Below are 12,857 nucleotides of genomic sequence, written 5' to 3'. Positions count from 1 at the left end.
ATTCGATCCCTCGGCCGGCACGGGAACGCCTCTTCCCGCTCGCGGAGCCGTCATCGATCGGATAATTGACATCGCTGGTCCCTAATTCCTCGCGCGGCACTTCTGGAAGTCCGCGCGGTGCCGAGGGAAGCGTCTGATTCCATTCCTCGCACCTGGAAGTGGAACTGCTTACGCAAGCACTGCGACCACAAGTGCTGCACCAGCAGCATGTTACGGTACAGCTACTGATTGCCGACCTCCGGTAATTCGCCTGCGAGAGGCGTGTGATTCGGTGGTAGCAACCACCCAGCGAATTGCCAGTTCGTGGGTAGTCGGGTGGTAGCAGGTGTCCAGTCGGTAACCCCATCCGCCGGTGTCGCGCTGTAACGGGGGTTACAGTGCCGCACCGGCATCGCGCTGTAACCCCCGTTACAGCGCCACATCAACCGACCAGCCGTGCCACGGGGCTGCGAATGCGAACCTGAAGGCCGCGGCCCCTCGGCGTGCTACGCCGCTTTCGCGCCCTTTGCTTTCGGCTGGTGCTTCCACCGCCGGTGGAGCCAGAAGTACTGCTCCGGGTGCTCGCGAATCAGTGCTTCGAGTGCGGCACTGTACCTTTGGGTGATGCGTTTGACCGCGTTCGGGTCGCTCGCGTACTCGCGCGGGTCGATGACGTCCGCCACCCGCACCGCGTAGAACAGCGGCGCGAGCGGGTCCGTCGGGTCGAAGTCCGGCCGCTGCGGGTACGCCGTCCGGGGCACCCGCGGGACGCCGATCACCACCATCACGGCGTCGAACTGCATCGCCATTAGCGCGACGGCCTTGTGCGTGCTCGCCGGGCGGCCGAAGAAGTCCACGAACACCCCGCGCGGGCCGGCGTCCTGGTCGGCGAGCGTCGCCACCTTCCCGCCCCCCTTCAGCACCTCGGTCAGGAACTCGAAGTCGTCGTTCTTGTCGATGATGGTTTGCCCGGTGCGCTGGCGGAAGTGCAGCGCGAACCGCTGGAGGTACGGGTTGTCGAGCGCGCGGGCGATGGCGTGGGTGCGGAACCCGCACAGCCCGAGGTGGAACCCGGCGATCTCCCAGTTCCCGAAGTGCGCGGTCACGATCAGCGCCGCCCGCCCGGTGAGCAGGTGCGGGAGCGTGAGGTGCCCTTCGGGCAGCGCGAGGTGCTTGCGCCACGTCCCCACGTGCAACTTGCGCGGGATCAGCATCAACTCGACAACGGACTGCGCGAAGTGCCCGAACATGGCCCGCACGAGCCGGTCGGCCTTTGCGGGGTCGTTCACGAGTTCGGGGAACGCGGCGCGAACGTTTTCGAGCGCGATGCGCCGCCGGCTCTTGACCAGCGTGTACAGGAGCCACGCGAGCGCGCCCGCGACCGCGTAGGCCCAGCGCGGCGGCACCGCTTGCACCGCCGCGACGAGCAACCGCACGACCAGGTACACCGCGTAGTCCGCGGCACGGTTCCGCTGCTTTCGCGCCATTCCGGTCCCTCAAAGGCAGCGGATGGTATCGCGCCCGGGGCGGCGGTGTCACCACCAGTTCGGCGCGCGGTCCGGCGGCGGGTTACCCCGAAACGACGACCCGTCTGCCCTGAACCGCAACGCGCCCCTCGGCGATCAGTCGAATCGCCTCGGGGTACGCCTCGCACTCGGCCTCGAACACCCGCGCCGCGAGCGCGTCCGGCGTGTCGGCGTCGTTCACCGGCACGCACCGCTGCACCAGAATCGGCCCGGTGTCGTAGGTGTCGTCGGCGAAATGGACCGTGCAGCCGCTCACCTTGGCCCCGTAGTTCAACACCGCCTCGTGGACGTGGTGCCCGTACATCCCCTTTCCGCCGAACGCGGGCAGCAGCGAGGGGTGGATGTTCAGCACCTTGTGCTTGAAGTCGTCCGGAATCGTGAGCAGGTGGAGCCACCCGGCGAGGCACACCAGTTCGGGCGCGAACCCGCGGACGGCGGCCCACACTTCGTCCGCGAAGCTGGCGCGCCTCGGGGCCGCACGCACCACGCGCACCGGCACGCCCGCACGCCCGGCACGGGTCACGCCGAACGCGTCCGGCCGGCTCGACACGGCCCCCACTACCCGCGCGTTCAGCGTCCCGGCCGCGATGCGGTCGATGAGGTTCTGAAGGGTCGTTCCGCCGCCACTCAACAGGGCGACGATTCGGATCGGATCGGCCATGACACTTTCGTTCGGAGGTTCGGTGTTGCCCGGCCGTGCCGGCTGTGTTCAGCTTAGACAGTTTTGCCGCTCCCGCCCCACCACCGCGCACCGGGAACACCTGATGCGGTGGCCACTCGTCGGTTGGTTCGTGTTGCTCGCGCGGCCGCCTTCGCCGCGCCGCCGAACGTGCTGGCCGTCATTACCGACGATCACGGGTTCGGCGATCTCGGGGCGCACGGCAACCCGGTGCTGGAGCACCCGATGTGTGCCCCTCGCGGAGCACCTCGCGCACCGGCCTATGCGGCAAATGGCACCGAGGCGACTACTGCCCGCTGCGCCCCGCAGACCGCGGGTTTCAGGAAACGTGTTGGAGCCAAGGGTGCGGGCTCGTGGGGCCGCCCGGGATGTGGTACGTTGAGCCCTCGACATCCCGAATAGCCAAGAGGTCACATCCGACGTGAGCCGCGCACACTCACAAGGCCGCTGAGTATACAAAACACATCAATAACAAATACATTGCAAATCAAAATTCTATTTTTACCCTGTGCAATCGCAGTGATCTAAAATTTGATGAGCTATGATGAAGCCATATCGAGCACAAGCACATCGGCCCGCGGGCGTCGCCAGACGGTTCCCATTAGAGACATCAACGCCAACGGCTATACTTGTGCCCACGGGGGCCGCACGACTTCCCGCCCCCGCCATCGGTGCCGTACCACGACACCGAGTGGGCGAAAAACGGTAACCTGACGGCGGATCAGCGGCGCGAGTGCGGCCCTGGCCCCGTCCGCGAAAGCGCTTGACAGCCGGGCTATCGGGTCCGTGCCGATCCGCAAACGGTGAGTGGGTGAGCGGACGTTCGGGTGATTGATCCTGAGCCGTCGGCACTCTAAGGGGCGATGATTGCACGTATGAATCGTGCAAAGTCTAAGTTTAATATCACTCACATGAGCGGTACTTCGCCGGCTCGCCAAATCAACGGGTCCGACAGATCCAGGCCCCGCAGCAACTGCTACCAATCGCTGTCTTGCATCCTAATTTTTGCCGCATCGCCTTTGACCCGCAGGCTGCGCCGGGGCGCCGGCGCCGGTGCTCCGGCGAAGCCGGGGTCAAGTTACGGCCCCTCAGCCGGCTGGTCTCCGAATCATGTCGGCAGCGTGCCAGGGGCGGCGTGCGAGCCACGGTCGGCCAACCAGCCGTGCGCGGCCGCCATGTGGACGAGGTCCACCCGGCTGCGCAACTCCAACCTCCGCATCGCGCGCCTTTTGTGTATTTCAACGGACTTGACCGAGCACATCAGTTTAACGGAGATCTCCTTGTTGCTGTAGCCTCGGGCGACCAGTACCAGCACCGTGACTTCCCGTTCGACCAGTGCCATACCAGATGGACCACGTGGCCCCTCACCACTCGAGTGCCCAATAATCCCGGGGCTGAAATACCGGCCCCCTGCGGCGATCGTCCGCACCGCCTCCTCAACGTTCTCAGTCGACGAACTCTTGAGGACGTAGCCGCGCACCCCCATCCCGAGGAACAGGCGGGCCATACCGGCGTGCTCGCTCGCCGTGAGCACGAGCACACTCTGATCCTTAACTGCACGCAGGCGGGCGGCCACGTAAGCGCCACCGAGGCCCGGTAGCACGGCCTCCATTACGACCAGGTCCGGGTTGAGTTCCTTGGCCTGAGCCAGCGCCGTCGGTCCGTCCCCCGCCTCTCCGACAACGCGAACGCCCTGACTCATGTTAATTACAGCCTTCAGACCTTCGCGAGTGACGGCGTGTGGGTCCACAATCAGCACAGTGCGCGCGTCCGGCAGAAGGCGCAGCGGTGCCGATGGGGGTGAATGCTGCAAGGGCACTTGGGTCTCGCGGTATGGGGCGAGCGGGTGCCCCGCGCTAGGCACGCCGGCGGAGGGAAAGCGGATGCCATGAATGAGAACACACCCTCCGTTAAGCTAAGTAGTGATGGGATAATCTCGCCGCGTCAGAGAAATCCCTAAATCGCCCGCACCTGAACAGCCTCCGACCGGCTCGGGCATGTCGAGGACTCAAGATGTGAAAATTTTCTTGATAATTATAATTATAAATTAATTATATCTGACAATAATTTAATAAACGTTTACACGGGACACACGCCGTCCGGATGGCGTTCTCCCGCGACCGCCGTTGCGCGTCGCCATCGTGCAGGCGGCGTCGGCCTCTGCCCGGCCGGGCACAAGGTGCGAGCCGGCCCGCGCTGCTGTGATGAGAGTGGCCTCAAGATTGAGCCCGGCCCGCTCGATTGGCCTGCACATTTAAGAGCAGTTGAGAGGACCATTCAGAACTCGGTGTCCCCACCGCCGTTCAGCGGATCGAGGTCGTGACCGGCCGGGGTGCGACCGCCGGGCGATTGTCGCCGAGCGCGTTCGAGATCGCCGGCCAGGGCTTCGTGCCGGTCGCTTTCTTGCCGGCCCCGCCGCCGAGTTTGAACCGGACAACTCGCACGCCTTACCGGCTTCAGGGCGCTGGCCTGGTTGCCACTTCTTTTCCTCCTGACGCCCCAGGCGGCCTCAGATCATTCCTGGGGCCGCACTCGTTTCCCGGAGAGACCCTTCCAGGAGTCGAACCCAGACTCCCGGCTTATTACCGGGGCTCCTGTTTCCGGGAGAGAGTCGGAGACGGCCGCCGGCGCTCCCGCCGCGCATCAGCTCTTCACACGTCTGAAAGATTATGTGCCCCCGGATGTCTAAAGGCAACCGCGTGTGCCTCATCACAAATCGCCGTGAGGCCCGGGTTCGTCTAAAGCGCCCGACTCTCCGTTCAAAGAGCATCGGCTGGCCCCGGTGACCGCATTGGCCACCCGTCCGGAGGCCGGCGGCTCTCGGGCGATCGTACCGACGGCAGAGGTGAAAGCTGTACGCCGGCACCCGCTCGTAAATAAATGCGAACGGAATGTCCGAGTTCCCCGACACGCCGTGTCAGGACTGGGAGCTAAGATTTGGTAAGCGTTCATGGGGGTGCGCCACCCGCTTTTGCCCGTCATTTTAGCCCGTTTGGATACGCGGTTGCCACAAGCGGGCATGTTCCGTAATCGAGCAGACGTCATGACGCCTGTTCCTCAACCGCCGGAACTGCCCGATAACTTACCACCGGCGGTGGTGGCGTATATTCGCGCCTTGGAGGCCACGATCACTGCTCTGGTGGCCGAGGTCGCCGAACTCAAGGCCCGACTCAACCAGAGCTCCACCAACTCGTCGAAGCCGCCCTCGTCCGATCCTCCGCAGGTGAAACTGGCCCCGCCCAAGGCCCCTTCGGGGAAGCGTCGGGGCGGGCAACCGGGGCATCCCAAAGCCGAGCGCACGCTCCTGCCACCCGATGAGATCCGGACCCTCAAGCCGTCCGTGTGCCGGGACTGCTCGCGGTCGCTGGCCGGGGACGATCCGGCTCCGGCCATTCATCAGGTCCACGAGTTGCCCGTTATCAAACCCCACGTGACCGAGTATCGGTGCCACCGGCTCCGGTGCCCCCACTGCGGCACGACCACGGTGCCCGCGGTGCCGTCGGAGGCGCGCACCGGATACGGCCCCCGGGCGCAGGCGGTGGCCGCGCTTCTCACCGGCTCGTGCCGTCTGGGCAAGCGGGGCACGAGCCAACTGTTCGACGATCTGTTCGGCCTGCCCCTGAGCCCGGCCATGGTGTGCAAGCTCCAGCACCGAACCGCCGAGGCGCTGAAGCCGGTGGCCGAACAGGCCCTGGTGTACACCCGCGGGCACCCGGCCAACGTGGACGAGACCGGTTGGAAGCAGGGGCGTCAGCGGGCCTGGCTGTGGGCCGCCGTGACCACGTTCGTGGTGGCGTTCCTGATCCGCCGGACCCGGGGCCGGGCCGCCTTTGATGACCTGCGTGCCGGGTCCACGGCCGTGCATACGACGGACCGGTATCCGGTGTACACGCACCTCGACAAGTACAAGCGTCAACTCTGCTGGGCGCACCTGCGACGCGATTTCCAGGCGATGATCGACCGGGGCGGTTCCGGACAGGCGATCGGCGCGGCTCTGTTGGCGTGTTCGGACGCCCTGTTCGAGAACTGGTATCGGGTGCGGGACGGAACCCTCGCGCGGTCCACATGTCGCTCGACCTACATCCCCGCGTTGCGTCGTCAGGTCGGCACGCACCTGCGGAACGGGGCGGCGTGCGGCTGCGCCAAGACCGCCACGACCTGCGCGGAACTGTTGTCGGTCGAGGCGTCGTTGTGGACGTTCGCGCGTGTCGTCGGCGTGGAACCGACCAACAACGCGGCCGAGCGTGAGGTGCGTCACGCCGTGTGCTGGCGCAAAACCAGCTTCGGGACCGACAGCGAACGCGGGAGCCGGTTCGTGGAACGAATCCTCACGGTGATCGCCTCGTGCCGCCGCCAGAAGCGCAACGTCTTGGCGTTCCTCATCGACGCCGTCACCGCACACCGGACCGGCGCGAAGGCACCGACGCTCGTTCCAGCTGAAGCTCAACAACAGAACGTTGTGAATCCGCTACTCGCCAACTGTTGATACACTGCCGCATCACCCGTGAACGCTTACAAGATTTGAACACAATCCGTTTCACTTGCGTAAGAGCCCGCGCCCGATATTAGCCCGAGCAATCAGCCGCACACGTTAACTCAACGACCACGCCCCACCGCGCGACGACCGCGCACGGTACACCACCGCGGATGCGAGTTTGTGCGCCGACTCACCAGCACCCACCCGTGAGGGCGGTGCGGCTGTGACGGCCCCACGCGCACAACAGATCAGCGCACGACAGCGCAACAAAACAATCAATCAATCTATAACGCCCACGTGCCTTGAACAATTTGCACAACTATTCATTAACCTAATCGATAACCATCACTGAAGACTGACATAACCGGGTGCGACCGCAACGAACGCTCAGGACTCGCCTGGGCGCGGAGCGAGGTTAAATGCTGTGCGGCCCGTACCCGTGCGCGTCACGGCTTGTTGGCACCACCGGCTCAACCGCCGGCAGTTAACGTCACGCCGGCGCGGCGCATTGTCGCGCCGCGCGGCCACCCGATACACGGGTCCGCCCCCGCCCCGGTCAGGGCTCTGGGACGCCCCACCGATCACTTACCGCCGTTCGAACAAGAAGGTGTATGCGTCACATGATCGATTCCATTCTCGCGGCACTGTCGAAGATGCGCCTCGGCCCGCGGCTCATCGCCGGCTTCCTTTTCGTCGCCGGGGCGTGCGCGTTCCTCAGCTACCAGGCGTTCGAGGCGCTGGCGACGATCAAAGAGTACCAGGTGAACGCCGCCACCAACCTCCTCCCGTCGCTCCGCAACCTCGGCAAGGTGCGGAGCAACCTCGTCACGGTGCAGCGGTCCGAGCGGACGATGGTCATTTACGGAAAGCGTGGCGACGAAAAGCAACTCGCGATGAGCCGTGGGTTCATCGATCAAGCTCGGAAAGCGGTCGACGAGGGGATCAAGGGGTACACCGCGCTGCCTATGACGCCCAAAGAGGAGATCGCTTGGAAGGCGTTCGAGGCCAAGCTCGCAGAATGGCGGCGGATCAGCGACAACATTGTCCAACTCATTGATCAGAAAAGCTATGACAAGGCGGAAGACGCGATTATCGGCGAAACCAAGCCGATGAACGAGATGATCGAAGCCCTCACGTCCGTGGTGGACTACCAGGAGGTTCTGGGGACGGAAGACAACGTTCGGGCCAACGAGACGTACGCCGCGGCCCGCACGACGCTCCGGTCCGTCACCGCCGGCGCGATTCTCGCGGCCGTCTCGTTGGGGCTCCTGCTGACCGCGTCCGTATCCCGGCCGCTCGCGCAGACCGTCTCGGTCCTGGACGGGGTCGCCAAGGGGGACCTAAGCCGCAAGGTGGAGGTCAAGTCGGCCGACGAGATGGGCCAACTGGGCACGGCTCTGAACGTGGCCATCGACGGGATGATCGCCGCCAGGGAGGCCGAGCGGGCACAGGTGGAGCGGGACAAGGAGCGGGTGGTGCAGGAGGCGCGGACGGTCGCCGAGCGGGCCGAGAAGGAAGCGGTAGCGGTGCGGGAGCGAGCCGACGCCGCCTCGGCCGCGGCGGCCGAGTTGCAGCGCAAAGTGGAAGCCATCCAGATCAGCGTGTCGGCGGTCGCCGCCGGCGACTTCACCGTGTCGATCCCGGACCTCGGTACCGACAACATGGGCCAGATGGCCAGGGCCCTGAACCAGGCGGTCGTTAACATGCGGGGCGCGCTGGAAGGGGTGCAAGAGGTTTCGGAACAGTTGGCCAGCGCCTCCGCCCAACTGTCCGGGGCCACGAACGAAATCTCCTCGGGGGCTCAAGAGCAGGCGTCGAGCCTGGAGGAGACGGCCAGCTCGCTGCAGGAGATCACGGCCACGGTGAAGCAGAGCGCGGACAACGCCCAGCAGGCCCGGCAGCTCGCCAGCGGCTCCAAGGAGACGGCCGAGCGGGGCGGCCAGGTGGTGAGCGGTGCGGTCGAGGCGATGGGCGAGATCAACGCGTCCAGCAAGAAGATCGCGGACATCATCACGACGATCGACGAGATCGCGTTCCAGACCAACCTGCTGGCGCTGAACGCGGCCGTCGAGGCGGCCCGGGCCGGCGAGCAGGGCCGCGGGTTCGCGGTGGTGGCCACCGAGGTCCGCAACCTGGCCCAGCGGTCCGCCACCGCCGCTAAGGAGATCAAGAGCCTGATCCAGGACAGTGTGAAGAAGGTGGACGCCGGCACCGAGCTGGTCAACAAGTCGGGCGACACCCTGGCCGAGATTGTCACCAGCGTCAAGCGGGTGACCGACATCGTGACCGAAATGGCGGCCGCCAGCCGCGAGCAATCGACGGGGATTGAGCAGGTGAACAAGGCGGTCTCCCAGATGGACACCGTCACCCAGCGGAACGCGAGCCAGACCGAGGAGATGAGCGCCACCGCGCAGGCCCTGACCGACCAGGCCGGGCAGCTCCGGGACTTGGTCGGGAGGTTCAAGCTGGGCGCCGGTGGCACGGCCCTGGTAGCGCGCCCGGTGAAGCGCCCGGCGGCGCCGAAACCGCGGCCGGCGGTGGCCAGAGCCCTCGACCCGCGGCGCAGCGGCAACGGCCACGCGGGCGGTCACCACGAGCTGGACTCGCTCGGCGACGGGTTCACCGCGTTCTGATACCCGATCCGGTTTAAAGGCCGCACCGACAGGAACGTCGGCGCCACAAGAACAAACCACCACCCGGACCGTGAATGAGAGGTCGGACGTGCGGGACCGGGGCGGTAGCGGCAGGTTGCGAAGAGGCGCGGGCAAAGTAGCCGGTCGATTCTCCTGACAGTGTGCCTCTCCGTAGACGTTATCAGCCCGCAGACAAGCAACGTGGCCGGGTTACCCACTGATACACGTACCCGGCAACACGGCCGCTTTTGTTGACGAGCCGCGGCCGCCGGGAGCGGTGCCACGTACCCCGCTCCCGGGCGGCCGCGGCTCGTCAACAAAGCGGTTCATGTGGGTTCATGTATGAGGCCAGCGCCGAGGCGCCCGCGTCGGCCCGCGCTGTTCGATGAGTGGGCTGTCGATGGGCCATGCCCCCGTTTTGCGGGGCGGGTGCTGGGGGAACAGGATTTATGACCGAGTACGAAAAGCTGTCGCTGCAACTCCTGTCGCAGATCCTGGCCGGGATCAGCGTTTCAATCCAATTGCACCAGCAAACCGATGAGTGCAATATACAAAAATACGAGATAATATCTGAATTTTATGATTCACAAATTGCGCTTTTGACAAAGGTGAACGACACCATCAAGAGGAACGCCCCGGCGGCCGCGGTCAAGTCGTGCGTATAAATGGGCTCGTTGCCCGGGACGACGACCCACGCGACGAGCGTCGCCCGCACCAAGGCAGTACGGCCGTCACAACGATATAGTTCCAGTCGTTTCGAGTTCGCTGGTTGTGCGCCATCCGCCGGTGGTGGCATCTGAGCGTGGTCGGGTCTGCCGCCCGAGTGACAAGGCCGTGAAAACTTGAACCCACCGGATTCCGGATGCCAAGGGGTCCCGGCACCGCGTCCGCGCCGGGCTCACCAAAACACCACGGAAGTACGGGTTCATGTATCGGCGTGCGGCTCGTTTTGCCGCGTACCCAGATTACCCACTTTATCGGCTTGGCGGGTGCGCAATTTCTCTCACTTCGCGCATCGTGGTAATGCGGCAAGGGGCGCACATTCCGCTTAATTTAGTTGATCTGGTTGTGCCGATTGGTTCGGTGTATCGACACTGCGCCCGAGGTGCGAACATGCGGAACCGGCTCTGTGCGGCTGTAGCGGTGCTGTGCGCCGTGATCGGAAACGCCCCCGCGCAGCAGCCATCTTCTTCCGCGATGGAGCTACCGGCGACCGGCCACGACCCTTTCACCGATCCGTTTTTTCGGCCCGCGGCGGCGCAAGAGCAGGCGCCGGCCTCCCCGACGCTCGCAGACGCGACCGCAGCTAACGACCTCCGGGCGATCGCAGCGGGCGACGCCGGTGAACCCGGGCTCCCGACCTGGATGTCGGCGGAGTTGCTGATCGGCCGCACCCGCGGCGCGAGCGTCGCCCCGGTGGTCACGACCGGGCCGGCGAGCGCCGGGGCGCTCGCCGGTTCTGTGGGGCAAGCCGGGACCGTGCCGCTGTTCGGCGGGAAACGGCTCCTCAACGACTGGCGCACCGGTCTGCGGATCGAAGTCGGCATGTGGCTGGACCCGGAGCGGCGGACCGGTGCGGGACTGCGGCTGTACTCGCTGTTCACCAGCAACTCGCAGTTCCGCACGATCCCGAACGGGGCGGTGGTGATCAACGTCCCACAGTCCGTGTCCGCGGGCGGGGCGACGGTACAGGTGCCCGCGTTCGTCGGGTTCCCGGGCCTGACAACGGGGCGGGTCAGCGCCAGCGCCCAAACCACGTTTGCCGGCGGCGATCTCAACTGGCGCTGCGCGATCGAGCGCGGCGACCGGGGGCGCATCGAACTGCTGGCGGGCTACCGGCAGTTGCACCTCGCCGACGAGCTGAACGTGAATTTCAGTGCCACGTCCCTCGCCGCCGCCGCGCCCGGCGCGCAGCTCAACGGGGCGGACGACGTGCGCACCCGGAACAACTTCTACGGGCCACAACTCGGGCTGCACGCGGCGACCGGCGGGCGGGCGGTCTGGCTCGAAGGCCACGCCGCGACGGCGCTCGGGGTGACCGTGAGCGAACTCGACTTCGCGCGGTCGCGGTTCTTCGGAGCGGGCGGCGCGCTGACGCTGCCGGTCACGCAGTCGAGCGTCAGCAACCGTCTGACCTATCTGGGCGTGGTGGCCGAGAGCGGGGTGCGGGTCAACTGGCGCGCGACCGAGCACGTCCGCGTAACGGCCGGGTACAGCTTCCTCTACTGGAACAACGTGCGGCGGGCGCAAGAGATGTTCGTACTCGGTCCGGTGCTGCGCCCGCACGCGATCGACTTCACCACCCACCTGTTCAGCGTCGGCCTGGACGTGCGGTTCTGATTCCCGGCCACGTTCGCGGTCGCTCGCACCTCAATCAACAACCTTCTCGGGGATCGGAGCCACCTTCGGAACCGCCGGCACGGGAAGCGGCTTCACGCGCGGGGCGAGGTCCGGGAGCGGTGCGGGCGCGACCGCCGGCCCGTCGGCGGCGGGGAGAACCACGCCCTTGATTTCGACCTTCTTGCCCTTGCGGAGCACCACCACGTCGAGCTTCTCGCCCGCCTTCGCCACGCTCACCTGACGGATAAACTCGTCGGTGTTCGCGCTCGCGGGCTTGCCGGCGAACTGGAGAACGATGTCGTGGACCTTCAGCCCGGCCCGCTCCGCGGGTGACCCCGGCACCACTCCGGCGACCGCGACGCCCACATCGGGATCGAGCCCCAGTTGGTCCGCGACGAGCGGCGAGAGCTTTTCGAACCGGATGCCGAACCTGGCCCGCTCGGGCACCCGGTTCAGGTTCGGAAACGGGTCCACTTCGGGGAACATCAGCCCACCCGGGCCGTTGAAGTCGTTGAGGTTCGGACGGAGGCTCTTGAGCATGAGCTTCTGGGCTTCGGCCGTCAGCTTCTGCGCCTCCGGGTCGTTCGGGTTCTTGAGGAGCAGTTCGAGCGCCTTTATTCGGAGTTCGTTGGCCCTCTGAAACGCTTCCGGGTCGACGCGACCGGGCAAAACCGGGTCGAACTCGGCCGGAACCGGCAGGTTCGGGCGGGCCGGCGGCGGAACCGGCTTGGTTGGTGCAAGCGCGCGCCCGGTTACGGCCGTCTCGACGGCCGCGAGTTCCTTCTGAACGGCCTCGACGTTCTCGCCTTTTCGGGCGGCGGCCTCGACGGCGTCGCGCAGGGCCTGAAGTTCGGGCGGCGCCGCGCCGGGCTTGGCGCCCGGGAGCGCCTTTTCGAGAGCCGCGAGGGCCTTGCGGACCTCGTCCACGTTTTCGCCGCGCTTGGCGGCGGCAGCAACGGCCTCGCGCAGGGGCGTGAGGTCGGCCGGTTGCGCGTTGGCGGGCGGCGGCTCCTGCGCCGTCAGCGCGAGCCCGGCCCACACCGAGGTGCCGACGAGCGCGACCACAACGGCCCACTTCCCGGTTCGGAACATGCGGTTACTCCTGAACGCACGCACGGGCACATTCCGGTAGTTCACCACAGAACCGACACGACCGCAAGGCCGCGGCGCGGAAGTTACGCACCGGCAACTGACGTTGTGATCGGCAGAAAGCGTGTTGGAGC

9 protein-coding genes are annotated in these 12,857 nt (G+C 66.1%); 4 read left to right on the top strand and 5 right to left on the bottom strand.

Annotation, left to right across the window (positions count from 1 at the left end):
• Positions 1–485: 485 nt before the first annotated feature.
• From GobsT_RS03465 to GobsT_RS37440, 4 genes are all read right to left on the bottom strand, one after another.
• A complete protein-coding gene (locus GobsT_RS03465; RefSeq protein ID WP_010044005.1) occupies positions 486–1,466 on the bottom strand; it encodes a lysophospholipid acyltransferase family protein in 981 nt (326 codons plus the stop codon).
• An 82-nt stretch (positions 1,467–1,548) separates the two neighbouring features.
• The gene (gene purN, locus GobsT_RS03460) at positions 1,549–2,166 is read right to left on the bottom strand and encodes a phosphoribosylglycinamide formyltransferase (RefSeq protein ID WP_010044007.1); all 618 of its coding nucleotides are present in this window, start codon (positions 2,164–2,166) and stop codon (positions 1,549–1,551) included.
• A gap of 1,126 nt (positions 2,167–3,292) precedes the next feature.
• Positions 3,293–3,943 (bottom strand): response regulator transcription factor, encoded by a 651-nt coding sequence (locus GobsT_RS03455; RefSeq protein WP_010044008.1) that lies wholly within the window; start codon positions 3,941–3,943, stop codon positions 3,293–3,295.
• A gap of 544 nt (positions 3,944–4,487) precedes the next feature.
• On the bottom strand, positions 4,488–4,628 hold the full coding sequence (locus tag GobsT_RS37440; RefSeq protein WP_010044010.1) for a hypothetical protein: 141 nt from the start codon (positions 4,626–4,628) through the stop codon (positions 4,488–4,490).
• Between the two features lie 599 nt (positions 4,629–5,227).
• Here GobsT_RS37440 and GobsT_RS03450 point away from each other — a divergent pair.
• The 4 genes from GobsT_RS03450 (at position 5,228) to GobsT_RS03435 (ending at position 11,634) form a co-directional block, all read left to right on the top strand.
• Positions 5,228–6,670, top strand: coding sequence for an IS66-like element ISGob4 family transposase (locus tag GobsT_RS03450; RefSeq protein ID WP_029600604.1), 1,443 nt, complete (start codon positions 5,228–5,230; stop codon positions 6,668–6,670).
• A 611-nt stretch (positions 6,671–7,281) separates the two neighbouring features.
• Positions 7,282–9,294: a methyl-accepting chemotaxis protein gene (locus GobsT_RS03445; protein WP_010044012.1), complete on the top strand. Its 2,013-nt coding sequence runs from the start codon at positions 7,282–7,284 to the stop codon at positions 9,292–9,294.
• Between the two features lie 449 nt (positions 9,295–9,743).
• Entirely contained in the window at positions 9,744–9,959 is a 216-nt protein-coding gene (locus GobsT_RS03440) for a hypothetical protein (protein WP_010039206.1), read from the top strand.
• Between the two features lie 448 nt (positions 9,960–10,407).
• Positions 10,408–11,634 (top strand): BBP7 family outer membrane beta-barrel protein, encoded by a 1,227-nt coding sequence (locus GobsT_RS03435; RefSeq protein WP_010039209.1) that lies wholly within the window; start codon positions 10,408–10,410, stop codon positions 11,632–11,634.
• Between the two features lie 30 nt (positions 11,635–11,664).
• Here GobsT_RS03435 and GobsT_RS03430 read toward each other — a convergent pair whose 3' ends face one another.
• Entirely contained in the window at positions 11,665–12,726 is a 1,062-nt protein-coding gene (locus tag GobsT_RS03430; protein ID WP_010039211.1) for a PDZ domain-containing protein, read from the bottom strand.
• Positions 12,727–12,857 lie beyond the last annotated feature (131 nt).

It is taken from the genome of Gemmata obscuriglobus (assembly GCF_008065095.1).
Lineage (GTDB): Bacteria > Planctomycetota > Planctomycetia > Gemmatales > Gemmataceae > Gemmata > Gemmata obscuriglobus.
The sequence above is the reverse complement of the archived record's forward strand: the minus strand, read 5'-3'. Positions and strand labels throughout refer to the sequence as shown.